Annotated in this window: 26 protein-coding genes (1 of these 26 cut by a window edge); 17 read left to right on the plus strand and 9 right to left on the minus strand. The window is 66.9% G+C overall.

Going from position 1 to position 23,505, the window contains the following annotated elements; all coding sequences use genetic code 11:
* On the minus strand, positions 1-178 hold the 5' portion of the coding sequence (locus M2351_RS07850) for a hypothetical protein (RefSeq protein WP_264655546.1). 74 nt of this gene lie to the left of the window's left edge; only the first 178 of its 252 coding nucleotides appear in the window; its start codon is at positions 176-178; its stop codon lies beyond the left edge, outside the window.
* 212 nt (positions 179-390) lie between these two features.
* On the opposite strand from M2351_RS07850, the gene M2351_RS07855 reads away from it, so the two are divergent.
* A complete protein-coding gene (locus M2351_RS07855; protein WP_264654291.1) occupies positions 391-1,590 on the plus strand; it encodes an IS256 family transposase in 1,200 nt (399 codons plus the stop codon).
* Positions 1,591-1,600: 10 nt separating this feature from the next.
* Here M2351_RS07855 and M2351_RS07860 read toward each other — a convergent pair whose 3' ends face one another.
* On the minus strand, positions 1,601-2,164 hold the full coding sequence (locus M2351_RS07860; protein ID WP_264655547.1) for a hypothetical protein: 564 nt from the start codon (positions 2,162-2,164) through the stop codon (positions 1,601-1,603).
* A gap of 95 nt (positions 2,165-2,259) precedes the next feature.
* Here M2351_RS07860 and M2351_RS07865 point away from each other — a divergent pair, with 95 nt between their 5' ends.
* The 9 genes from M2351_RS07865 (at position 2,260) to M2351_RS07905 (ending at position 10,285) form a co-directional block, all read left to right on the plus strand.
* Positions 2,260-3,030, plus strand: coding sequence for an SDR family oxidoreductase (locus tag M2351_RS07865; RefSeq protein WP_264656851.1), 771 nt, complete (start codon positions 2,260-2,262; stop codon positions 3,028-3,030).
* Positions 3,031-3,372: 342 nt separating this feature from the next.
* Positions 3,373-5,376: an excinuclease ABC subunit UvrC gene (gene uvrC / locus M2351_RS07870; protein WP_264655548.1), complete on the plus strand. Its 2,004-nt coding sequence runs from the start codon at positions 3,373-3,375 to the stop codon at positions 5,374-5,376.
* 48 nt (positions 5,377-5,424) lie between these two features.
* On the plus strand, positions 5,425-6,036 hold the full coding sequence (gene pgsA, locus M2351_RS07875; RefSeq protein ID WP_264655549.1) for a CDP-diacylglycerol--glycerol-3-phosphate 3-phosphatidyltransferase: 612 nt from the start codon (positions 5,425-5,427) through the stop codon (positions 6,034-6,036).
* A 124-nt stretch (positions 6,037-6,160) separates the two neighbouring features.
* Positions 6,161-6,673: a molybdopterin-guanine dinucleotide biosynthesis protein B gene (mobB, locus tag M2351_RS07880; RefSeq protein ID WP_264655550.1), complete on the plus strand. Its 513-nt coding sequence runs from the start codon at positions 6,161-6,163 to the stop codon at positions 6,671-6,673.
* A 167-nt stretch (positions 6,674-6,840) separates the two neighbouring features.
* Positions 6,841-8,106, plus strand: coding sequence for a molybdopterin molybdotransferase MoeA (gene moeA, locus M2351_RS07885; RefSeq protein WP_264655551.1), 1,266 nt, complete (start codon positions 6,841-6,843; stop codon positions 8,104-8,106).
* Positions 8,106-8,357, plus strand: coding sequence for a molybdopterin converting factor subunit 1 (gene moaD, locus M2351_RS07890; protein WP_209773993.1), 252 nt, complete (start codon positions 8,106-8,108; stop codon positions 8,355-8,357). The genes moeA and moaD overlap by 1 nt, the downstream gene beginning before the upstream one ends.
* 14 nt (positions 8,358-8,371) lie before the next feature.
* Complete coding sequence (gene moaE / locus M2351_RS07895) at positions 8,372-8,830, plus strand: molybdopterin synthase catalytic subunit MoaE (protein ID WP_264655552.1); 459 nt, start codon at positions 8,372-8,374, stop codon at positions 8,828-8,830.
* Positions 8,831-8,930: 100 nt separating this feature from the next.
* Positions 8,931-9,578, plus strand: a complete 648-nt coding sequence (locus M2351_RS07900; RefSeq protein WP_264655553.1) for an MORN repeat-containing protein — start codon at positions 8,931-8,933, stop codon at positions 9,576-9,578.
* Between the two features lie 74 nt (positions 9,579-9,652).
* Entirely contained in the window at positions 9,653-10,285 is a 633-nt protein-coding gene (locus M2351_RS07905; RefSeq protein WP_264655554.1) for a LysE family translocator, read from the plus strand.
* A gap of 4 nt (positions 10,286-10,289) precedes the next feature.
* Here M2351_RS07905 and M2351_RS07910 read toward each other — a convergent pair whose 3' ends face one another.
* The gene (locus M2351_RS07910; RefSeq protein WP_264655555.1) at positions 10,290-11,462 is read right to left on the minus strand and encodes an alpha/beta hydrolase; all 1,173 of its coding nucleotides are present in this window, start codon (positions 11,460-11,462) and stop codon (positions 10,290-10,292) included.
* 188 nt (positions 11,463-11,650) lie between these two features.
* On the opposite strand from M2351_RS07910, the gene M2351_RS07915 reads away from it, so the two are divergent.
* The gene (locus M2351_RS07915; RefSeq protein WP_264655556.1) at positions 11,651-12,121 is read left to right on the plus strand and encodes a hypothetical protein; all 471 of its coding nucleotides are present in this window, start codon (positions 11,651-11,653) and stop codon (positions 12,119-12,121) included.
* On the opposite strand, the gene M2351_RS07920 is transcribed toward M2351_RS07915, so the two are convergent.
* On the minus strand, positions 12,099-12,689 hold the full coding sequence (locus M2351_RS07920) for a GNAT family N-acetyltransferase (protein WP_264655557.1): 591 nt from the start codon (positions 12,687-12,689) through the stop codon (positions 12,099-12,101). The two genes, M2351_RS07915 and M2351_RS07920, sit on opposite strands and share 23 nt — an antisense overlap.
* 139 nt (positions 12,690-12,828) lie before the next feature.
* On the opposite strand from M2351_RS07920, the gene M2351_RS07925 reads away from it, so the two are divergent.
* Together M2351_RS07925 and M2351_RS07930 are read left to right on the plus strand one after the other, a co-directional pair.
* The gene (locus tag M2351_RS07925) at positions 12,829-13,896 is read left to right on the plus strand and encodes a glycosyltransferase family protein (RefSeq protein WP_264655558.1); all 1,068 of its coding nucleotides are present in this window, start codon (positions 12,829-12,831) and stop codon (positions 13,894-13,896) included.
* A gap of 210 nt (positions 13,897-14,106) precedes the next feature.
* On the plus strand, positions 14,107-14,280 hold the full coding sequence (locus M2351_RS07930) for a hypothetical protein (protein ID WP_264655559.1): 174 nt from the start codon (positions 14,107-14,109) through the stop codon (positions 14,278-14,280).
* Positions 14,281-14,511: 231 nt separating this feature from the next.
* Here the strand turns inward: M2351_RS07930 and M2351_RS07935 are convergent, their stop codons facing one another.
* A complete protein-coding gene (locus tag M2351_RS07935) occupies positions 14,512-15,858 on the minus strand; it encodes a globin-coupled sensor protein (protein ID WP_264655560.1) in 1,347 nt (448 codons plus the stop codon).
* Between the two features lie 231 nt (positions 15,859-16,089).
* Positions 16,090-16,980, minus strand: coding sequence for an RNA polymerase sigma factor RpoH (gene rpoH / locus M2351_RS07940; protein WP_264655561.1), 891 nt, complete (start codon positions 16,978-16,980; stop codon positions 16,090-16,092).
* 505 nt (positions 16,981-17,485) lie between these two features.
* Between rpoH and M2351_RS07945 the strand changes: the two genes are divergently transcribed.
* A complete protein-coding gene (locus tag M2351_RS07945) occupies positions 17,486-18,007 on the plus strand; it encodes a GNAT family N-acetyltransferase (protein ID WP_264655562.1) in 522 nt (173 codons plus the stop codon).
* Positions 18,008-18,217: 210 nt separating this feature from the next.
* On the opposite strand, the gene M2351_RS07950 is transcribed toward M2351_RS07945, so the two are convergent.
* Together M2351_RS07950 and M2351_RS07955 are read right to left on the minus strand one after the other, a co-directional pair.
* Entirely contained in the window at positions 18,218-18,628 is a 411-nt protein-coding gene (locus M2351_RS07950; RefSeq protein WP_264655563.1) for a MucR family transcriptional regulator, read from the minus strand.
* Positions 18,629-18,686: 58 nt separating this feature from the next.
* Positions 18,687-18,962: an HU family DNA-binding protein gene (locus tag M2351_RS07955; RefSeq protein WP_209769052.1), complete on the minus strand. Its 276-nt coding sequence runs from the start codon at positions 18,960-18,962 to the stop codon at positions 18,687-18,689.
* A 363-nt stretch (positions 18,963-19,325) separates the two neighbouring features.
* Between M2351_RS07955 and M2351_RS07960 the strand changes: the two genes are divergently transcribed.
* The gene (locus tag M2351_RS07960; protein ID WP_264655564.1) at positions 19,326-20,318 is read left to right on the plus strand and encodes a TerC family protein; all 993 of its coding nucleotides are present in this window, start codon (positions 19,326-19,328) and stop codon (positions 20,316-20,318) included.
* A 45-nt stretch (positions 20,319-20,363) separates the two neighbouring features.
* On the opposite strand, the gene M2351_RS07965 is transcribed toward M2351_RS07960, so the two are convergent.
* On the minus strand, positions 20,364-20,831 hold the full coding sequence (locus M2351_RS07965) for an HAD family hydrolase (protein WP_264655565.1): 468 nt from the start codon (positions 20,829-20,831) through the stop codon (positions 20,364-20,366).
* 88 nt (positions 20,832-20,919) lie between these two features.
* Here M2351_RS07965 and M2351_RS07970 point away from each other — a divergent pair, with 88 nt between their 5' ends.
* Together M2351_RS07970 and M2351_RS07975 are read left to right on the plus strand one after the other, a co-directional pair.
* Positions 20,920-22,017: a polysaccharide pyruvyl transferase family protein gene (locus M2351_RS07970; protein WP_264655566.1), complete on the plus strand. Its 1,098-nt coding sequence runs from the start codon at positions 20,920-20,922 to the stop codon at positions 22,015-22,017.
* Positions 22,018-22,046: 29 nt separating this feature from the next.
* Positions 22,047-23,471 (plus strand): FAD-dependent oxidoreductase, encoded by a 1,425-nt coding sequence (locus tag M2351_RS07975; protein ID WP_264655567.1) that lies wholly within the window; start codon positions 22,047-22,049, stop codon positions 23,469-23,471.
* The last annotated feature ends 34 nt before the right edge of the window (positions 23,472-23,505 follow it).

Consider the following 23,505-nt stretch of genomic DNA (forward strand, 5'->3'; position numbering starts at 1 on the left):
CCTCCGGGGCTGGGGCAATGTCCCAGATCCAGTGGAGGTCAGGTTCCGGGAGGCGCATACCCCAAAGCGAGTCCTCCCGCCTGATCACTCGCCCATCCTTCAGCCACAGGCTTTCCGTATCGGAAAACAGCACCGGCCGGTCGGCGACGCTGGCAAGCCAAGTCAGGTGGCTGCGCATCAGCACTTGGGCGAATGCAGCCCGCACGCCGGCCGGTATGGCTGGATGCTTCGATCGCGTCCCACCGCGTGGTGTCTGAGGCGTGAGGCTGGCCCGCCGGAGCGCTCCCCCATAGCTGGCGCAGGCGGGCCGGCCGTTCGGGAGCGGCGGTCACCGTGTTCTTCGGCTAAGTTGAGGTTGCTTAACGACCATCAACCAAGACGGAGACCACGATGACCGAGGACAGGATCGCTCTTCAGGAGCTGATTGGGAAGAGCGCCGATGCCGACTTTCTGCGCGAGATGGTCGGCTTCGCCGCCCAGCGCCTGATGGAGCTGGAGGTGGAGAGCCTGTGCGGCGCCGGGTATGGCGAACGCAGCGAGGACCGCCAGACCAAGCGCAACGGCTACCGGGAGCGGACCTGGGAGACGCGCGCCGGGGCCATCGACCTGCGCATCCCCAAGCTGCGGCGCGGCTCCTACTTCCCGGCCTTCCTGGAGCCGCGCCGCACCGCGGAGAAGGCGCTAATCGCGGTGATTCAGGAGGCCTACGTGCAGGGCATCTCGACGCGCAACGTCGATGATCTGGTCAAGGCGATGGGCATGACCGGCATCTCCAAGAGCCAGGTCAGCCGCCTGTGCCAGGACATCGACGAGCGCGTGCAGGCGTTCCTGAACCGGCCGCTGGAAGGCGACTGGCCCTTTGTGTGGCTGGATGCGACCTACGTGAAAGTGCGCCAGGACGGCCGCATCGTCTCGCTCGCCGCCATACTGGCCATCGGCGTCAACAGCGATGGCCGGCGCGAGGTGCTGGGGCTCGGCCTCGGGCTGTCGGAAGCCGAGACCTTCTGGACCGATTTCCTGCGCACCCTCACCCGCCGGGGCCTACGCGGCGTAAAGCTGGTGATCGCCGATGCGCATCTCGGGCTGAAGGCCGCCGCTTCCAAGGTGCTGGGCGCCACACTTCAACGCTGTCGTGTTCATTGCATGAGGAATCTCCTCGCCTGCGTCGGCAAGGCGCACCAGACGATGGTCGCGGCCACCATTCGCACCGCCTTTGCCCAGGAGACCGCTGAGGCGGCGCATGAGCAGTGGCGCCGGGTGGCCGACAGCCTGCGGCCGCGCTTTTCCAAGCTGGCGGCGCTGATGGACGAGGCGGAGTTCGACGTGCTGGCCTACATGAAGTACCCCAAGGACCTGCGCACCAAATTGCACAGCACGAATCCTCTGGAGCGGCTGAATGGCGAGATCAAGCGGCGCACCAACGTCGTCGGCATCTTCCCTGGCGAAGGGGCGGTTGTGCGCCTCGTCGGCGCCTTGCTGCTGGAGCAGCATGATGAATGGGCGGTGGCCCGGCGCTACATGACCATGGAAAGCCTGGCCGAGCTGTGCCACCCTCACACCCCTGATCCGCTGTCCATCGCAGCGGAGTAGACCGGCGGCCTCAACCCGCCGAAGAGCACAGAGGCCCCCTCAGACACCACGCCTCGGGGCACGATCGATGCTTCCGTTCGATCACATCCAGCGGCATGATCGGAAGCTGCGACAGAAGGTTGCAGGACACGGCAAAGGCAAACCGCTCACCGGGGAGGTTGGGCGGGGCCGGATCGGGCAAGGAAAGGCTCCCCGGCGGCATCCGGTCAAGCGCTGCCAGCGCGCCGGTGACGTCGGCGGTCAGCAGACGGACATGGCCGAACCGGCGCGCCGCCCGGCGGACGGACCAAGTGTGGAGCATGTCCACGAGCACCACCTCGTCAAACCGTTCCGCAAGCAGGGGAAGCGGAACCTCAATCAGCCGGCCCGAACCCGCGACCAACGCCCGCCCCCCTTTCGGCAGATCACGGATTGCGTCGGCGATGAAGCGGTGGCAGCACGCGACGTGTGGCTCCCAAACCGCTCGCTGACGCCGGTGTCGGGCGCCAAGCGCGACCATCTCGCCCAGATAGCCGTGGCGGCGCGCCAGGAACGGGCAGGGGGTGGTCAGGTATTCCAGCGCTTCGCGAAGCAAGCTCCGTCATCTCCCCCTGCTTGTGAACCGGTGCACGATCCGGCTTTGGAAACTGGCCCCTTGACCGGAAACCGATGCAGGGTACCTATGGCGGCATGGTCGAGATCAAGAGGAAAGCGGCCCTGGTCACAGGAGCCGGAAAGCGGATCGGGCGAGCCATCGCGCTCGATCTCGCGGCCCAGGGTTGGGCGGTTGGGGTTCATTACCTGAATTCCCGAAAGGACGCCGATGCCGTCGTCACCGAGATCGCGGAGCGTGGCGGTATCGCCGCGGCGTTCCACGCCGATCTTGAGCGCGAATCGGACGTGCAGACGCTCGTGCCGGCGGTCCTGGAACGGCTGGGCGCGCTGACCCTGCTCGTCAACAACGCCTCGCGCTTTGAACGGGACGATGTGGTGGATGTGACGCGAGAGTCCTGGGACCGCCACATGGAATCGAACCTCCGCGCGCCTTTCGTGCTCAGCCAAGCCTTCGCGGCGCAACTGCCAGCTGACGCGCGCGGCCTGATCGTGAACATCTTGGACCAGCGGGTCTGGAATCTGACCCCGCATTTCATCAGCTACACGCTGTCGAAGGCCGGCCTGTGGACGCTGACGCAGACGCTCGCCCTGGCTTTGGCCCCGCGCATCCGGGTCAATGGCATCGGGCCCGGCCCAACCCTGCGCAGCGTGCGCCAGACGGAAGAGGAGTTCGCGGACCAGCGCGATTCGACGCCGTTGCAGCGCGGCACGTCGCCGGAGGAAATCTGCGCCGCCCTGCGTTTCCTGATCCATGCGCCGGCAGTGACTGGGCAGATGATCGCGCTGGACGGAGGTGAGCATTTGGGATGGGCGCAACCCAGCCGTGGTTTTGTCCCGATCGAGTAAACCGGTGGTGCAGAGCGCCGCGCGACCGCGCCTTTTACACAGAGGCGGCGCGTTCCGCAAGAGGCGCTAGTGGCCGCGCTGCATTTTTCTGTTGAGAGACAGAACCGCATCCCTAGCCGGAATGATATGCAATGAAATCAATGGGTTGCAAATGGAGCTTAAAAATTAGGCAGATGCCAGGAACCCCTTGCGCCGCCTCGCTCCAAACAAGGTAACCCGCAGGTTATCGACACACTTATCCACAAGAGTCGTGGATATCCATCCGGCACCCACCCCATTGGATTTAACTCTTCCGGCGAGGGGACGGTTGACCCAGCCGGCTTGCTCAACGACATTCGGACCATGGCCGACACCGCACCCGAACACACGGAACTCGCCCTTACCGAGCCTTCCGCCGAGACCCTGTCGCCGGACACTCCAGCGCCGTATGCCGATGTGCCGGACACCGGGGCGCAGCCGGACGCCACCTCGACAGCGCGCACGCGCCGCCGCCCGGCCGATCTGGCCCGCGGCGTGGAGGTGATCCGCGAGCACCTGAAGACCCTTCCGCAGACGCCCGGCGTCTACCGGATGCTCGCCGGCGACTCTACCGTGCTGTATGTCGGCAAGGCGAAGAACCTGAAGCGCCGGGTGTTCAACTACACCCAGGTCAACCGCCTGCCCGTGCGCCTCCAGCGTATGGTGTCGGAAACGGAAACCATGGAGTTCGTCACGACCCACACGGAGGTCGAGGCGCTCCTCCTCGAATCGAACCTGATCAAGCGGCTGATGCCGCGCTACAACGTGCTGCTGCGGGACGACAAGACCTTCCCGCACATCATGATCACCAAGGACCACGACTATCCCCAGCTGACCAAGCACCGCGGCGCGCGGTCGCGCGACGCCGACTATTTCGGGCCCTTCGCGTCAGCCGGCGCGGTCAACCGGACCATCACCGCCCTGCAGCGCGCCTTCCTGCTGCGCAACTGCGCCGACACGGTGTTCGCGGCGCGCACGCGGCCCTGCCTGCAGTACCAGATCAAACGCTGCACCGCGCCCTGCGTCGGCCGTGTCAGCCCGGAGGAATACCAGGCACAGGTCAACCAAGCGCGCGCCTTCCTGTCGGGCAAGAGCCGCGACATCCAGACGGAGTTCGCGGCCCGGATGACCGAGGCGGCGGAGGCCATGGACTATGAGACGGCAGCGCGCTACCGCGACCGTATCCGCGCGCTGACGGCGGTCCAGGCCCACCAGGACATCAACGTCGAGGGCGTAATCGAGGATGCGGACGTCATCGCCGCCTATGCGGAGGGCGGGGTGACCTGCATCCAGGTCTTCTTCTTCCGCGGCGGGCGGAACTACGGCAACCGCGCCTATTTCCCCAGCCATGACAAGTCCGCCGAGACCGAGGAAGTGCTGGCCGCCTTCATCGCCCAGTTCTACGAGAACAAGGCGGCTCCCGGCCTCGTGCTGGTCAGCCACGAGCTGCCGGAGTTGGACCTGTTGACCGAGGCGCTGTCGCTCCGCGCCGGCCACAAGGTGGAGTTGGCCGAACCGAAGCGCGGCGACAAGCGCCGGATCGTCGAGCACGCGCTGACCAACGCGCGGGAGGCGCACGGGCGGCGGCTGGCCGAAAGCTCCTCCCAGGCGCGGCTGCTGGACGGCGTGGCGGCGGTCTTCGGACTGGACGGCCCGCCGCAGCGCGTCGAGGTCTACGATAACTCGCACGTCCAGGGGGCGCACGCCATCGGCGCCATGATCGTGGCGGGGCCGGAGGGCTTCATCAAGAACGCCTACCGCAAGTTCAACATCAAGACGGAAGGGGCGGCCGGCGACGACTTCGCGATGATGCGCGAGGTGATGGCCCGCCGCTTCGGCCGCGCGGTCAAGGAGGATCCGGAGCGCACCCAGGGCACATGGCCCGACCTCGTCCTGATCGACGGAGGGCAGGGGCAGCTGAACGTGGCGCTGGAGGTGCTGGCGGAACTCGGCATCGACGACGTGCCGATGGTGGGCATCGCCAAGGGGCCCGACCGCGACGCCGGGCGGGAGCGATTCTTCATGCCCGACCGCGCGCCCTTCCAGATGGAAATGCGCGACCCCGTCCTGTATTTCCTGCAACGCCTGCGCGACGAGGCGCACCGTTTCGCCATCGGAACCCACCGGGCCAAGCGGACCAAGGCGCTCGGCAAGTCGATGATCGACGAGATCCCGGGAATCGGCCCTTCGCGCAAGAAGGCGTTGCTGCACCATTTCGGCAGCGCGGTCGCCGTGTCACGCGCCGGGTTGGCTGACCTGGAAGCCGTGGAAGGGATCAGCAAGGCCGTTGCGAAAAAGATATACGATCATTTCCATTCCGATGGTTAGAATGAGTCCGCCCGGCCCGCGACCCATCCGCTTTTCGAGTTCCGATCGATGCTGACCAGCCTGCCAAACCTCCTCACCCTGTCACGCATTGTGGTGATTCCCGTGGTGGTCGGGCTGTTCTACGTGCCGGAGGCTTGGGCGGCCTACACGGCCTGTGGGCTGTTCGCGGCGGCCTGCATCACTGACTATTTCGACGGCTATCTTGCCCGTGCGTGGGAGCAGGAAAGCGTCATCGGCAAGTTCCTCGATCCCATCGCGGACAAGCTGCTGGTCGCCGCGACGCTGATCATGCTGGTCGCCTTCAAGCGTCTGGCCGGCGTGTCGGTCCTGGCCGCCGTGGTCATCCTGCTGCGCGAGGTGCTGGTCTCCGGCCTGCGGGAGTATCTGGCGGGCCTGAACGTCGGTGTCCCGGTGACCTGGCTCGCCAAGTGGAAGACGACGATCCAGATGGTCGCGCTGGGCTTCCTGATCGTCGGCGACTATGGCCCGGTGGACATCCCGGTCACCCTTATCGGCACGCTGGGCTTGTGGGTGGCGGCAATCCTTACCTTCGTGACCGGCTGGGACTACATGCGCGCCGGGCTGAAGCACATGATGGCGCACCAACCGGTGAAGACCCCGAAGGGTTCCCCCGCCAACCCCGCGCGCACGCCGGGCTGAGCCTTTTCCATCCCGCGGCATTCCCCCGAAAAGGTTTGTCCGTTCGCAGGCCCGCGTGTTTCTGCTATGTGACGCCCAACAGCCCCGGGACCACGGGGCGGCATGCGGGAGGATAGGGGCTTCCATGAAGATGTTCGGCCTGACGGGGTGGAGCGGCAGCGGCAAGACGACCCTGATCGTCCGCCTGATCCCCGCGCTGATCCGCCGCGGCCTGACCGTCTCGACGATGAAGCACGCCCACAAGGGCTTCGACATCGATCATCCGGGCAAGGACAGTCACAACCACCGGATGGCGGGTGCGACCGAGGTCCTGGTCAGCTCGCCCCGGCGCTGGGCGCTGATGCATGAGATCCGGAACGACGAGCCGGAACTGACGCTGGACGAACTTCTGCCGAAGATATCGCCCGTCGACCTGCTGCTGATCGAAGGCTTCAAGCGGGAGCCGCACGAGAAGATCGAAGTGTGGCGTGAGGCGGTCGGCAAGTCCCTGATCGCCCGCGACGATCCTTCCATCGTCGCGGTCGCCAGCGACGGGCCGGTGCCGAAATCGCCGGTCCCGGTGCTCGACCTCAACGATGAGGAAGCCGTGGCTGCCTTCATCGTGGAACGATGCGGGCTAAAGGGCAGGGTGGTCTAGTAACCAGGGAGTGTGGTGAGGTTTCCGGCAAACCACAGAGACACGGAGACACAGAGGGGTGCCTTCTCTGTGTCTCCGTGTCTCTGTGGTGAATTCCCGAGCCTTATTCCGCACAACGCCGTACAACGGCCTTCGCAGCGGTAGTACCCGCGGATTAGAGTGATCCCATGGCTCAGCTCAGCAACGATTGCTTCGCCTTCGGCGGCGAGATGATGGCGGTGGACAAGGCGCTCGCCCTTCTGGCGGAGCGGGTCGGCCCCGTGGCGGGGATCGAATCCGTCGGGCTTGCCGAGGCGTTGGGGCGGGTGCTGGCGGAGGATGTGGTGGCGCCCTTTGACGTGCCGCCGCACGACAATTCCGCCGTGGACGGCTACGCCGTTTTTTTCGACGACTTGGCGCCGGATGAGAAGACGGTTCTGCCGGTGACGGGCCGCGTCGCCGCCGGCCACGCGCTTGGCCGGGACGGACGGCACGGCGAGGCGGTGCGCATCTTCACTGGCGCGCCCATGCCCGCCGGATTCGACACCGTGCTGATGCAGGAAGACTGCCAAGCGGACGGCGACCCCGAGGGCGGGCAGGTTGCGATTCCCGCGGGCATCAAGCGCGGCGCGAACCGCCGCCTGGCCGGCGAGGATATGCGCAAGGACACCACCGTGCTCGCCGCGGGCCGGCGGTTGCGGCCGGAGGATGTCGGGCTGCTGGCATCGCTCGGGCGGCGGGAGGTCGCGGTGCGCCAGCGCCTGCGCGTCGCCGTCTTCTCCACCGGCGACGAGGTGCGGGAGCCGGGGGTGCCGCTCGACGCCGGCTGCATCTACGACGCCAACCGCTTCGCCCTGATCGCCGCGCTGCGCCAGCTTGGCTGTGCGGTGACGGATCTCGGCATCCTGCCCGACCGGCGCGAGGCGATCCGCGACGCGCTGGGCGACGCGGCGGAGCGGCACGACGCGCTGATCACGTCGGGCGGCATGTCCACGGGGGAGGAAGACCACGTCAAGGCGGCGGTGGAGGCGCAAGGGGCGCTGCACTTCTGGCGGCTCGCCATCAAGCCGGGGCGCCCGGTGGCGCTGGGCACCGTCAAGGGCTCGGTCTTCGTCGGCCTGCCGGGCAACCCGGTGGCGGTGATGGTCACCTTCCTGCGCATCGCGCGGCCGATCCTGCTGCGCCTGATGGGGGCGGCCGAGGACGCGCCGGCCTTGTTCCCGCTGCGCGCCGGATTTACCTACAAGAAGAAGGCCGGCCGCAGGGAGTATGTGCGGGCGACGCTCGCGCGGTCTGCGGACGGCGTCCTGACCGCGGTCAAGCACCCGCGCGACGGGGCCGGTATCCTGTCCTCCATGGTCGAGGCCGACGGGCTGGTCGAGCTGCCGGAGGACATCACCCGCGTCGAGCCCGGCATGGCCGTGGATTTCCTGCCTTTCAGTGAGGTTCGGTGATGAAGGTCCTCTATTTCGCCTGGCTGCGGTCCAAGATCGGCGTGGCGACCGAAACGTTCGATCCGCCGGCGGAGGTGACGGACGTCGGCACGCTGGTGGAGTGGCTGAAGACCCGCAGCCCGAAGCACGCCGACGCGCTCGCCAATTCCAAGGTCGTGAAGGTCGCGGTGAACCAGGAGCATGTGGCCTACGACCACCCGGTGTCCGCCGGCGACGAGGTCGCGCTGTTCCCGCCCGTGACCGGCGGCTGAGGAGAGATGACGCCGTGACGGTGAAGGTGCAGCGCGAGGATTTCGACGTCGGGGCCGAGTTGGCCGCCATGACCCGCGGCAAGACGGCCATCGGGGGCGTGACCCTGTTCGTCGGGCTGGTGCGCGACATGGCCGGCGGTTCGTCGGTCAGCGCCATGACGCTGGAACACTATCCGGGGATGACCGAGAAGCAGTTGGAGGCGATCGAGGCGGAGGCGCGCGCCCGCTGGCCGCTGGACGACGCGCTGATCATCCACCGCTACGGCCGGCTGGAGCCGGGCGACCAGATCGTGCTGGTCGCCACCGCCAGCGCCCACCGGGGCGCGGCCTTCGACAGCTGCCATTTCCTGATCGACTGGCTGAAGACCAAGGCGCCCTTCTGGAAGCTGGAGGCGACGCCGGAAGGCGAGCGCTGGGTCGAGGCGAAGGACTCCGACGACGACGCGGCGGCGCGCTGGGCCAAGGAATCCTGAGCGAATCCGACATGGGATGAGGCGCGGGCCACAGCCCGCGTCGGATTGCCGGTCTAGGCTCTCCCCCTCGCAACGACGCGAGGTTCCGGAGGGACCGATCATGCGCACCAGCCCCGTCCTTCTTGCGGCCTGTGCCCTGCTGACCATTCTGGCCGTCGGCCGGGGAAACGCCGCGGAAACGGTGCTGACCGATCGGGAGAGCGGCTGCCGGGTTCGGCTCCAGCAGCCAGCGGACGGCAAGACCATCCGCTGGACCGGTCCCTGCCGCCAGGGATTCGCCTATGGCGGCGGCGTGCTGGAATGGTTCCGCGATGGCGAACCGGCCGGCTGGGCCGAGGGCACCTTCGCCGACGGGCGGCTCGAAGGCCCGGTCCGCCTGGAGTGGGAGGACGGAAAGGCCTTCACCGGGCGCTTCCGGCGCGGGCAGGCGTCCGGCCCCGGAATCCTGACCTTCCCGGAAGGGCACCGCTATGTCGGGACCTTCGACCGTGACCGGCCGACCGGGAAGGGGGAGTTCATATCCTCCCTCGGAACCCGTTACAGCGCGCGGGTCGACGGGGCGGGGAACGTGTGGCCCGGCGTGATGCTCGGCCCGTCCCCCGGCTCCGAGGCTGCCGACATCCCGACGTCCCGGCCGCCGCAACGCCAGCCGCAGACGCTGGACGAATGGCTGCGCGAACCGCCGCCCGTGCCGGACCTCCGCCTCTCGGAGCGGCCGCCGCCCGGCAGGGCCATGCCCAATCGATAGGCAGACCTGCGCCCGGCGCAATTGCCAAGCCGAAGCCGCCATGGTCCCATCCCGTCCCATTCGAGGAGATGGCGATGAGCTGGCAGACGCTCGGTTTCTTTCTGGTGACGGCCTTCGTGGTGTCGATGACGCCCGGACCCAACATGCTGCTGGCGATGAGCCTCGGCCTGCGCTACGGCGTTCGCCGTGCCGCCTGGGGCGGGCTCGGCATGTGCGTCGCCCTGACCATCCTCGCGACGCTGTCGGTGCTCGGCCTTGGCGCCCTGCTCCAGGCGTCGGAGCCGGCCTTCCTGACGGTGAAGTGGCTGGGCGTGGGTTACCTGACCTGGCTCGGCATCGCGTCCTGGCGCGCCCCGATGGAGCCGGGCGCCTCGGGCGCCAACGGCGCCGCGGTCGAGGAAAGCTCGGCTCTTCGGCTGTTCCTGCGCGGCCTGTTCGTGGCCTTCAGCAACCCCAAGGCCCTGGTCTTCATGGCGGCGCTCTTCCCGCAATTCATCGAGCCGTCGGCCCCGCTCGGCCCACAGCTCGCGGCGCTGGTCGCTATCATGGTGGTGGTGGAGTTCGGCTGGATCATGGCCTACGCGACCGGCGGCAACAGCATCGCCTCCCGCCTGTCCAGCGCCACCGCCACCCGCACGCTGAACCGCCTGACCGGCGGCCTGATGATCGGTGCCGGCGGGCTGCTTGCGCTCGCCCGCCGGCTGTAACGGATCAGTTCACGCGGCGCAGGGTCGTTTCCAGGCGGCCCTTGCCCGACCGTTCCAGCCATGTCGCGGCCAGCCGGCCGTCGGAGCGGACGTGGTAGCGCAGCGTGTTCCGGCCCTTCTCGTCGAAGACCAGCTCGTCGTTCTCAATGCGGCCCTTGCGGCGCGCCCGCTCGATCGTCTGATCGGGCTCCATGCCCGGACCCAGCACGTAATCGGCATAGACCGTGTCGCCGTCCACCTTGTCCACTGACAGGGCGACTTCGCGACCGTTGATGTAGGCGCCGTACCAGGTGCCGAGGAAGGGGCGGGCGCCCCCGGACGCCGGCTCCGAGGCGCCGCTGCGCGGGCCGGTCGCCGCGGCCTGCATCAGTTCGGCGCTGGGTGTGCGGCCCCAGGCCTCGTCGCAGGACGGGTCATTGGGAACCGGCGGCGCCTCCGCGAAGCGGACGATGCAGGCCCCAAAGCGGCGCACGAACATGCCGGTGTTGGCCGCGCCGTGTCCGGTCAGCAGGGCCGGCTGGTCGACCACGAGGTTGTCGAGGCCCCGGGAGGCCAGGATGCTGCGCGACGGTTCGCCGCGCCCGCCCGGATCGAAGTCGTCGCCATGGAAGAAGAACAGCATGACCCGCGCGCTGCGGACGCTGCGCAGGATCGGCCAGAGCTGGGTCGCGTTGTCGCGCCAGCTGTCGTAAGCCTCCGAAAAATTACCGAAGGCGGCTGGTGCCGTGCCGACGACCGCGTCGATCCGGTCCGTCTGCCCCGCCGCCATCAGCGAGATGAACGCCCCGAAGGACTGACCGCTGAGGACCACGCGCTGGTAGCCGCGTCCCTTCAGTTCCTCGGCGTAGGCGGCGAGCGCCCGTGAGCTGTTGGGCAGCGTGTCGCTGACCCGCATCCGGTCGAGCCGGAACACATCCCAGCCGGCGTCGCGCAGCGCCTTCATGTAGAGCGGGGTGGGGGCGTTCGAATCCTCCGTCTCCACCGACCGTCCGTGGCTCCACACCACGGCCCCCCGGGCTTTGTTGGGGCCGAGTTGCGCCTCGTCCCCATAGGCTGGGTTCAGCCTGATCTGCGCCGAGGCCGTGTGGGCCGCCCCCAGCAACGCCGCAAGCAACGCCGCAAGCAACGCCGCCGCCGCAATAAGTCCGAGCAGTGCCTGTCCGAAAGTCCGCGTCATCCTTCAACGCTCCAGTCTGCGAGCGGTCGAAGGATTGCCTGTTATGGTTAATTCAACCTTTCCCGCTCGGCATGGCCGTTTTTTGTCACGGCTCGATGACGACGCGCGTCGTGATATTGAGAATGACTCGCATCTTCTCTGGGGATGGGTTACCGTGCGCCCTGGCTTTCCCGACGGGAGGACGAAGCATGGGCGAGATGACGGGTGAGGGGCGGTTGTCGCCTTGGGCGGTGGGAGATCTCACCCCCGCAGAACGGGCCGTGCTGACCGGGTTCCGGCAATGGTTCCGGCATGGCACCGCCGGCGGCATGGCCGCGATGCGCGCCGGATTCGATGTCGCCGGCGTCCCGTCCACGGCGCTGCTGCCCCTGTTCGCGCTGCTTGGCTGCTTCGCCGTTGCCCAGGCACGCCGCCCGGACATCCGCCCACCGTCCAGCCTGCGCGTCGGCGCCGACGAGATGGCGCTGCTGGACGCCCTGGCCGCCGTTCAGGCCGGCGAGCCCGATTCCGCCGCTCAGGTTCTCGATCGGTGGTTGCCAATAATGGCGCTGTGCGTCGCGACGGACGCCGCGCGCGAACTGGCCCATGTCCTGGATGGAGCTTGCATCCGCCTGCCGCGCCGGCGCGCGGCGCGCCTTATCGCCCTGGCGGCGGAGTAGCGGCCCAGGAGGATATGGCAGCCGGGTGCCAAGCCGTATCCCGCCGCAGCACCTTGCGCAGAATCCACTGGTCGATGGCAACCTGCACCACATCGCCGTCCGGGGTGCGGTAGGAATACCGGCCCCGCTCGGTTCCGCAGGCCTCATAACCAAGGCGGTCGTAGAAGCCGAGCACGCCCGCGTTGTCGCGGTCCACGCCAAGCTCAGCCTCGGCATAGCCGTAGTCGAGAACGGCTGCTTCGCCGGCCAGGATCAGGCGCGTACCAAGCCCGAGCTTGCGGAACGGCGCGAACACGCGCAACGCCCACAGGGTGCCGCGTTTCAAGGAGCGCTTGCGCAGGAAATCAACGCACAGCTGGCCGGCGGGAAAGCCGTTGACCTCCGCCACCAGCAGCGCCCCTTGCCCGCGTTCCTGCGTGCGGAAGGCCGTGGCGATGATTTCACGGTGGGGCGTGTGCAGCCCGAACCATTCCAACTCCGGCAGGTCTTCGCGACGGGCACGACGGATCGTGACGGGCAGCGAGACCACCCCGTCCATCGTGGTGGCCGTTGTGATGGCGGTGTCCATGGCTCCTCCGTAACTCCGGCCTTCTGCCGATGTGAACGGCGCGATGGCGAAGCGCGTTCCCTTGCGCTGCCGTCGCCGATGAACCGGCACCCCATTGTTCGCGTTGTTGGCTCGCCTGAACCAAACAGGGAGGGGATGCGTGGACACGCTGTGGCCGCCGGAGACGGCCGATTTGCTCGACCGGGCGGCGACGCTTCTGCGGAATCGCCACGTGCGCGAAAGCCTGGACCTGTATGACCGCGCGCTGTCCCTCGGGGTCGATCCGCTGGCCATCGGGGGCGAGCGGTGGAAGGCCCATATGCTGCTCGGCGACTTTGAATCCGCCTGGACCGTCAGCGATGCGGTTCTCGCCCAAACGCCTCCGGACGGTTTCAATCCCACCGACCGGCCGTTTCATCAACGACCGGTTTGGAGCGGTCGGCCGTTCGATGGGGAAGCGGTGCTGGTGCGCTGCTATCATGGGCTGGGCGATATCGTGCAGTTTTCCCGTTACCTGCCGCTGGTCGCCCGGCGTGCCGCTCGCCTCTGGGTGCAGGCGCCGGTTGCCGTCCACGCCCTGCTGTCGGGCATTCCCGGCGTGGACGGGTGGCTGCCGCTGTCCGACAACGTTCCGATGCCTCCCTACACCGTGCAGGCGGAGTTGATGGAGCTTCCCTTCGCCTTCCGGACGAGTATGGCGTCACTGCCCGCGCCCGCAACCCGCATCACGGTCGACCCCGCGCACGTGGCGGCACAGAAGGCCCGGCTGAGCCGCCGCGGACGGATCAGCGTGGGGTTGGCCTGGGCTGCGGGCGCTTGGGACGGGGGCCACCGGTCGCTCCCTCCCGACCTCCTTCGCCGTCTGACCGATGCACCCAATGTGGATTGGGTCTGCCTCCAACGGGGCACGCCGCTGGGGAAGGCCGCGTCTCTGCCCTTCTGCGACACCGGCACCCGCAGCGAGGATTTGGTGGACACGGCGGCGATGATCCGGGCCGTCGACCTTGTCCTGACGGTAGACACGGTGGTGGCCCACCTGGCGGGTGCCCTCGGCGCCCCGGTCTGGACAATGCTTCACCACGAGGCCGACTGGCGCTGGTTGCTGGACCGCGACGACAGCCCCTGGTACCCGACGATGCGCCTGCTCCGCCAGCCGGCCGCGAGCGATTGGTCGGCGGTCGTCGAGCGTGCGCGGGCAGATTTGGCAACCACAGCGAACGGATATTGAGCGACGCAAAGCCGGCATCGGTTCCATTCGAACACTGTGCAAAGCGGCTTTGGTGCCACTTTCCGGCCGACCAGTATGAACCGAAAGCAACCGGGAGACTATGACCTACGTCGCCTTGACGCTCTCCGCGTGTCCTGACAGAGTCTGAACAAACGACCCTGGACCGGAGCAGCACAAGGCCGGCCGGGATCTGCGATGGAGGACAAGGCCATGATGAGAATCGTCAATCTGAGCCGCACAGGCCTTTTCGTCGTGATGCGCAGTGGCTCCCTGACGTCGCTGGCGGGCCGCACGCACTGGCGTTCGCTGGACGAGGTGTGGTCGGCCGTCCGGTCGGAAAACGCTCCGGTCAGCGACTTCGTCGTCCACACGTCCGTCGCTTGACCGCTTGGCGTCTCTCGACGAAGCGTCACGATCTCACGAAAAACGGGCGCCAACGGTCCCTGGAAGGCCGATGGCGCCTGTTTGCTTTTGCCTATTCCCAGCTGTCATGCGGCCGGCGCATGAACAGTTTCATGATCGGCCGGCCGGATGACGCTTTCGCACATGGCTGCGCCATGTGCTGTCGGGTTTGAACCGAAGGCGTTTGATGGAAGCCATCAAACGCCTTCGGCATCAGCCGGCGCGAACCCGCGCGAGGAAGCGGTCCACCTCGCTGCGCAGGGTGGTGGATTGCCGGGTCAGCTCGTTTGTGGCGCCGAGCACGTTGCGGGCTTCGCTTCCCGTGTCGGCGGCCGACGAGTTCACCCGCACGATCGTCTCGCTCACCTCGCGTGTGCCGATGGAGGCCTGCTGGACGTTGCGGGCAATTTCCGTGGTCGCCGCACCTTGCTCCTCCATCGCCGTCGCGATCGACGTCGAGATCTCGTTGATCCGCGAGATCGTCTCGGAAATGGAGCGGATCGCGCCGACGGCCTCCTGGGTGGCGCCCTGAACCGCGCCGATCTGGGAGTTGATTTCCTCGGTCGCCTTGGCGGTCTGGTTTGCCAGGCTCTTCACCTCGCTCGCCACGACGGCGAAGCCTTTGCCGGCCTCACCCGCGCGCGCCGCCTCGATGGTGGCGTTCAGCGCCAGCAGGTTCGTCTGGCTGGCGATGTCATGGATGAGCTTCACGACTTGCCCGATCTTGCTGGCCGCGTCGGCAAGACCCTGGACGGTGTTGTTGGTGCGCTCCGCCTGCGACATCGCCTCGCTGGCGATGGCTGCGGACTGGGTCACCTGATGGCTGATCTCGCCGATGGAGGCGGTCAGCTCCTCCGCGGCGGCCGCAACCGTCTGGATGTTCACGGACGCCTCTTCCGCGGCTGCGGCCACCTGCGTTGACTGGGCGCTGGTCTCCTCGGCCGTTCGGGTCATGTTCTGCGCGGTGGACTGCAGTTGCTGCGCGGCGGAGGCCACGGCCTGCACCACACCCTTGACCTCGCGCTCGAACGAATCGGCGGTGCTGCCCAATTCGCGGGAGATGATCGCCGCGGTGTTCAGGTCGACATAGACCGACGTCGCGAGATCCATGTCGAGGAACACCGCCTTGTTGATCGCCTGGAGCAGCTGGGCCAGCTTTTCCGGCTTCTTGCGGTAAACCTGGGCAGCCAGATCGATCAGCTTGTTCATGGTGAAGCAATAGGCGCCCATGTACCAGCGCGGCTCCAGGCCGATTCGCTGATGGGCCTGACCGATCTTGAGAACCTGCGCCATATAGGCGTCGTCGAAGGTGCCGGTGAAGACGTTCTTCAACCAATGCTGCTTCTGCATGTCGCGCGCACGGCCGACCGTGGTCGGGTTCGCCAACAGCGTCGATATTTGCGGAACGGTGCGGAGATAGCCGTAGAAGTCTTCCAGGATTTGGTCGATGCGCTGCGCCAGATAGGGCTGGAATTCCCGGAGGACGGACTTCGTGGATTCGTCGATACGAAGGAACGCAATGCGCTCGACAATGGATTGGGTCTGGCCAGCGTGCGACATGGAGCGACTTCCCCGCGAAAAAGTTCGGCCTAAGGATAACGCAATTTGTATAGAATGCAAAGCAATCCACCCTGCGGAAAAGACTATGACGTCAGTTGGGGGTTGTGAAAACGGTCCGCTTTGTCGCAGCCTCATTGCATGTGAAAAAAAATCCGGCGGTGCCGTGGGGCAACCGCCGGATGGGTGTGTGAAACGGTGCGGGAAGGCCGGTGTGGCCGGGATTTGTGCCGGTCAGGCGGCCGCGTGGGCGGCCGGGCGGCGCAGCGCCTGCGCGGCGCTCAGCACCGCTTTCTGCAGCTTCTCGAACGCACGGACCTCGATCTGCCGGACCCGCTCCCGCGAGACGCAGAACTGCTGGCTCAACGCCTCCAGGGTGGAGGGATCGTCCTTCAGCCGACGCTCGAACAGGATGCGCCTTTCACGGTCGTCCAGCCGTTCCAGGGCTTGGCCGACGAGGCGACGGCGCAACGCCAGCTCGTCCGCGTCGGCAATTACGATCTCCTGCGTCGGGCGGTCATCCGCCAGAAGCTCAAGCCAGTTGGTCTCGCCGTCGCTGGACAGGGTCGCGTCCAGGGAGCTGTCGTTGGACGACAGGCGGCGGTTCATCTCCACCACCTCCAACTCCGGAACGTCCAGCTCGGTGGCGATGGCGGTGACGGTCTCGGGCGACAGGTCGCCCTGCTCCAACTCCTGCATCTGGCTTTTCAGGCGGCGCAGGTTGAAGAACAGCTTTTTCTGCGCGGCCGTGGTGCCCATCTTCACGAGCGACCAGCTGTGCAGGATGTATTCCTGGATGGCCGCGCGGATCCACCATGTGGCGTAGGTTGCGAAGCGGAAACCGCGCTCCGGATCGAATTTTTGGGCCGCCTGCATCAGGCCGACATTGCCTTCCGCGACCAGATCGGCCAGCGGCAGGCCGTAGCCGCCGAACCCGCGGGCGATCTTGATCACCAAGCGCAGATGGCTGCCCACCAGCCGTTCCAGGGCCACGGAGCTTCCGCGATCGCGCCAGGCGACCGCCAGTTCACGCTCCTCGTCCGGGGCCAGAATGGGGAACCGCTTCGATTCCTCGACGTATCGGGACAGGCTGGCGTTCTCACCAGTCAGGAGTTTCTTGAGCACTCCAAGGCCTCCTCTCTCCAACGCTCCACCGTCGTCGTGACACCATCCCCTTTCGGTGAGCGTGCGTCGGACGCTCATCGTTTCGGCCTTATGTTTCTCGGGAATTTGCCGAAATTATCCAGGAATGCATCAATCTGACTAGATTACTGTGCCGCCCACACCAAGTCGGATCAAGCCTGGAAACGGCATTGCAGCAATATTTTTCGGCGTATATCCGAGCTATTCTGCTGCCGCGACAGGCGTTCTGGCAGGGCGAACTTTTGTACCAGCCACCAGAGGTGGACGACTGACGTTTGGATGACCGGATATTGAGGCTGCCTTCCTTTGGGCGGCTCTCGGCCATTTGGGAGGGCTCGGTGCTTCGGACATCGGCCATCCGGCTGTGCGCACCTCGGTCGAAGGTCAGTGGCCACCGGGCGAGCATGGTGGATCGGGCTCCGGTTGCCGTGCCTATTCAGCGTGCGCCGACCGTGTTATGTGCGGTGCGCCATTTGGAGAACCGGTCATGATCGTCCGCGATAGCCGTCCCGAGGATGTTGAGCGCATCCACGCCATCTACGCCCACCACGTGCTGACCGGTTCGGCGTCCTTCGAGGAGGTGCCGCCCGACGCCGTGGAACTTGGGCGGCGGCGCTTGGATGTGCTCGATCGCGGATTGCCCTACGTGATCGCGGAGATCGACGGAAAGGCCGCCGGATACGCCTACGCCGGGCCGTACCGGCTGCGCGCCGCTTATCGCTTTACGGTGGAGGATTCGATCTACATCGACCCGGCCTTCATCGGGCGTGGCCTGGGGCGGGCGCTGCTGGAAACGGTGATCGAGCGCTGCACGCTGGCTGGGTGCCGCCAGATGGTCGCGGTGATCGGTGACAGCGCCAATGAATCCTCCATCGGCCTGCACCGCCAACTGGGATTCGAGCCTGCGGGTGTTCTCAAATCGGTTGGATTCAAATTCGGCCGTTGGGTTGACAGCGTCCTGATGCAACGCCCCCTCGGCACCGGCGACGCAACTCGTCCGAACGGATAGGGAAGGGGAACAATAAAAAGGGCCGTTGGAAGAACCAACGGCCCAAGTTTGGGAGGAAACGTTCCAGAGGCGTATGAGGAAAGTCTATGCCGCGCTGCACAATGGAGCCATAGGCAGAATGTCGCAGATGAGGCATCGCCACCCCTGAAACGGCAACGGGCGCACCCATGAGGTGCGCCCGCGAAGACCGGCCCGGCAAAGGCGAGGACGTCAGTCCTGCGTCACGCGCTTGCGGCCGAGCCCGAGCTTGGTGGCCATTTCCGACCGCGCCTTGGCGTAGTTCGGCGCGACCATCGGATATTCCGCCGGAAGGTTCCACTTCACGCGGTATTCGTCCGGGGTCATGTCGTAGACGGTCTTCAGATGGCGCTTCAGCATCTTCAGCTTCTTGCCATCCTCCAGGCACACGATGTAGTCCGGCGTCACCGACTTCTTGATCGGCACGGCGGGCTCAAGCGCGGCCTTGGCCGGCGTGGCCTTTTCCTCGCCCAGGCCGCGGAAAGCCGTCTGGACGTTGTTGATCAGCGACGGCAGGTCGCCGACCGACACGGTGTTGTTGCCGACATAGGCAGCAACGACCTTTGCGGTCAGTTCCTGCAGTTCCGAAGATTCCATGGACATTGCGGCGCTCCGTCGCGATCCGATGTGGCGTGGTCCGGTTGGGCTTGATCCGGTTTGGTCAGTCGTTCACCGCGTCGCGCAACTGCTTGGCCGGCTTGAACTTCGGCGCCTTGGAGGCGGCGATCTTCACGACGTCGCCCGTGCGCGGGTTGCGGCCCTCGCGGGCGGCGCGCTCGGCAACCTCGAAGATGCCGAAGCCGGCCAGACGAACTTCCTCACCACGGCCCAGAGCCGACGAAATGCCTTCGAACACCGACTGAACGACCTTGGCGGCTTCGGTCTTCTTGATGCCCGCGCTGGTCGCGACGGTTTCGATGAGTTCGGCCTGGTTCATTGGACAACTCCTTGGGCTCGTTTGATTGAGGAATTTTCCGTGTTATTGGCAGAAGGAAACCATCGGCACAAGAGCGAAGCCAGGAAAAGCAACCGTAAGTGTTTTCGTGCCGCCGAATTCTTGCAAGAACTGTGGCCCGGATGCATCAAGCCGCCCAGGTCGCCATACCCCCGGCTGCGCGGTGCACCGCGACGCGCCCGGAAACCGCACGACTCGCGACCGTCCGGGGCTTGAACCGGGGCTCAAGCACACCACCTCGAAGGCGTTCGGGTCCGGGCCCCTCTGGCGGCTGAGGCGTCAGCCGCGATGTCGGACACCTCTTGAATCCACTGCAGACGCAGCGCAATCAAGCGGGTCCTTTCCATGGATTCCCTCCTGAGCCTTGTCCTCTTCGATTTTATGGGAAAGCCGGCCTGGCTGTGGCTTTCCTTTCTGGGCATCGTGCTTGTCCTGCTTGCCTTCGACCTCGGCGTGCTGAACCGCCGCGACCACGAGATCGGCGTCAAGGAAAGCCTCCGCCTGTCGGCCTTCTACATCACCGTCGCCCTGCTGTTCGGCGGCTGGGTCTGGTGGTCCATGGGCGAGACGGCGGCGGTCCAGTACTACACAGGCTTCTTCATCGAGAAGAGCCTGTCGCTGGACAACGTCTTCGTCATCTCGCTCATCTTCAGCTACTTCGCCGTACCGCGGGACCTTCAGCACCGGGTGCTGTTCTGGGGCATCCTGGGCGTGATCGTCCTGCGCGGCCTGATGATCGGCGCCGGTGCCGCGCTGGTCAGCGAGTTCCACTGGGTCCTCTACGTCTTCGGGGCGTTCCTGCTGGTCACGGGCGTGAAGATGCTGTTCGCCGTGGACCAGGAGCCCGACATCGCGGGCAACCCGGCGCTGCGCTTCCTGCGCCGTCACCTGCGCATCACCGACGGCTTTCGCGGCCATCGCTTCTTCGTCCGGGAGCCGGTGACGGCCGGCGGACCGCCGCTGCTGGCGGCCACGCCGCTGTTCCTGGCATTGATGATGATCGAGTTCGCCGACCTGATCTTCGCGGTCGACAGCGTGCCGGCGATCTTCGCGATCACCACCGATCCCTACATCGTCTACACCAGCAACATCTTCGCCATCCTCGGCCTGCGCGCCCTGTATTTCGCGCTGGCGGCGATGGTGCACCGGTTCCGTTATCTGAAATACGCGCTGGCCCTGGTGCTGGTCTTCATCGGCGGCAAGATCTTCTACACGCAGTTTTTCGGAAAGCCGGATCCGCTGCTCTCGCTTGGCGTGACGCTGGGCCTGATCGCCGGCGGCGTCGTGGTCTCGCTGCTGAAGACCCGCAGCGAAGCCCGGCACGCCGCGGCCGAGTGAACGCCGGTGTTGGGGGAGGGGGTCGAAAGGCCCCCTCGGTCGGACTCACCCGGCGAAGCCGAGGCGCTTCAACTCGGCGATGGACGACTTGGCGCCGCTGTGCAGGACGAACAGGCCGCCCGCGGCCAGCCAGGGCTCCCGCGCCTTTTCCCGGTCGTCGACCAGTACCTTGCCGGGGCCGCCATACTTGAACTTGTCCTTGGCCATGCAGGTGATGACGCGGACGTGCGAGCCCAGCATGTGGGCGACCCAGCGCCGCTTCTGCTCCGGCGCCCAGGACCCGAGCGGCAAGCCGGTGAGGATCACCGGCTCGAACGGCTCGCAGAACCGCCACAGATCCTGCGCGTCGTGCATGAACTCCAGCGTGCCGAAGAAGTCGGGATGGCGGGACAGCTCGCGCCACATCACCTTCATCGACAACTCCTCCGGCCGCTTGCCGGTGACCGCCTTCACGCCACGGTCGAAATCGGCCAGCACCCCGTCGAGGTCGAGAAACAACTCAAGCGTCGCCATCAGCTTTCCTTCCTCCGGTGGGCGAAACCATAGCGGCCTCGGGGAACCTTCGCCAGCCGGTCAGGTTGCTCGCCAAACGGGGGGCACCATGACGGTCATCGGCATTTCAGGGTCCTACGGGGGGCTTAACCTCGGGGACGAAGCGATTCTCACATCCGCGGTGGAGCAGCTGCGGGCGACGGTCCCGGGCGTGGAGGTGGTGGTCTTCACCCGCAACGCCCCGCACACCCGCGCCAACCACACGGTGGACCGGGTGTTGAACCCCCGCGAGGCGATGCGCGACGAGATCACGCCGGAGGTGGAGCGGCTCGACCTCCTGCTGCTCGGCGGCGGCGGGATCCTCTACGACAGCGAGGCGCAGACCTACCTGCGGGAGGTCACCATCGCTCAACGGCTGGGCATCCCGACCTACACCTACGCCATCGGCGTGGGCCCGCTGAAGGACCGGGTCGAACGCGACGCCGTCCGCGAGGGGCTGGACCGCATGGCCGGCATCACGGTGCGCGAGCAAAGCGCCAAGCGGCTCATCGAGGAGATCGGCGTCCATGTTCCGGTGACCGTCACTGCCGACCCGGCCCTGCTGCTGACGTCGGAGCCCTTCACCGACGCCATGCTGGCGGAAGCCGGCATCCCGCGCGACCGACCGCTGGTCGGCTTCTCGGTGCGCGAACAGGGGGCTGCCGCTCCGGAACTGTCGGAGGCGGCCTACCACCAGCTTCTGGCGGAGGCGGCGGACTACATCGTCGAACGGTTCAGCGCGGACGTCGTCTTCGTGCCCATGGAGCGCGCCGACGTGCGGGAGGCGCACCGCGTCGTCGGGCGCATGACCCTGCCGGAACGCGCCCACCTGCTGAAATACCGCTACGCGCCGCGGCAGATCATCGGCCTGATGGAGCATTTCCAAATGGCCGTCGGCATGCGGCTGCATTTCCTGATCTTCGCCGCGATCACCGGCACGCCGCTGATCGCGCTGCCCTACGCGTCGAAGGTCTATGACTTCCTGACCTCGCTGGGGTTGGAGCCGCGGGCGACCGTGGCCCACACCACCGCGGGGACCTTCCTGGCCGATCTCGACCGGCTGTGGGACCACCGGGCGGAGCAGACGTCGCTGCTCCGCGACCGGCTGCCGGTCCTGCAGGACCGCGCCCGCAGCACGGCGTCTCTTGCCGTCAAGGTCGTGCGGTAGGGAGGAAGAACGTCCGAAAGGAGAATGGAGTGCCAGTCCTGAAACGGCCGGCCAAGCCGGAATCCATCACGCTTCCGCCCCGCCGCGCGACCAAGGTGGCGCGCTGCCAGGTCCTGGTCGTCGGGGGCGGTCCCGCCGGAATCGGCGCCGCCATCGGGGCGGCCCAGTCCGGCGCCGACACGATCCTGGTGGAACGCTACGGCTTCCTGGGCGGCAACGCCACCGTGGCCCTGGTGATGCCCTGGATGAGCTTCTACACGCAGCGCGGCTCGGTCGCGGTGGTGGACAACACCCGGCTGATGCCGCAGGACCACGGGCCGGGCGAGCCCGTCGTGGGTGGGGCGCTGGCGGTGATCCTGGGGCGGCTCTACGCCAGCGGCGGCGCCGTCCCGCCGTCGCCGGACACCGGCTTCACCGTGCCCTTCGATCCGGAGGTGCTGAAGATCACCGCCCAGGAGATCCTGGACGAAGCGGGGGTGCAGGTGCTGCTGCACGCCTTCGCCTCGACCGTTCTGGGGGAGGCGGGCAAGCCGAACGCGGTGGTGTTCGAGACGAAATCCGGCCCGGTGGTGATCGAGGCCGACTGCATCGTGGACTGCACCGGCGACGGCGACATCGCCGCGCTGGCCGGCTGCGACTACGAGGTCGGGCGGGAGGAGGACGGGCTGACCCAGCCCATGACCCTGATGTTCCGCATGGTCGGCTTCGACCATAACGCCTTTTCCGACTTCGTCCGGCAGAACCCGACCCAGTGGCGCGGCGTCCACGGCCTGTGGGATCTCGTCTCTAAGGCCACGGCCAACGGCGACCTGAACCTGGCGCGGGAGGACATCCTGTTCTTCGCGACCACCCATCCGGGGGAGATCGCGGCGAACTGCACGCGCGTCACCGGCGTGCTCGGCACCGATGTCTTCGACCTCACCTGCGCGGAGTGGGAAAGCCACCGGCAGGCTGCCCAGATCGCCAATTTCCTCCGGAAATATGTTCCGGGCTTCGCCGACGCCTATGGGTGCCAGACCGGTACGGCCATCGGCATCCGCGAGACGCGGCGGATCGTGGGCGAGTATTCCATGACCGTGGACGACGTCCTGGGCGCCCGGAAGTTCGACGACGCGATCGCCCGCGGCACCTACCCCGTGGACATCCACAGCCCGACCGGTCGCGGCACGGTGCTGAGGCGCGTGCCGTCCGGCGAGTGGTACGAGGTGCCGATGCGCTCGCTGCTGCCCAAGGGGGTGGACAACCTGCTGGTCGCCGGCCGCTGCATTTCCGGCAGCCACGAGGCGCACTCCTCCTACCGCGTGACGCCGACCTGCATGGCGACGGGACAGGCCGCCGGGGTCTGCGCCGCCATGGCGTCGCGACGCGGCGAGCGTCCGCGCGACATCCCGGTCGGCGCCGTGCAACGGGAACTGCTGCGCCAGGGCGCGTTGCTGCGCGATCCGGGGGCGTGAAGCTGGGCGCGAAATTGGGCGGTGACGGCGCGCG

It is taken from the genome of Azospirillum canadense (assembly GCF_025961225.1).
GTDB lineage: Bacteria > Pseudomonadota > Alphaproteobacteria > Azospirillales > Azospirillaceae > Azospirillum > Azospirillum canadense.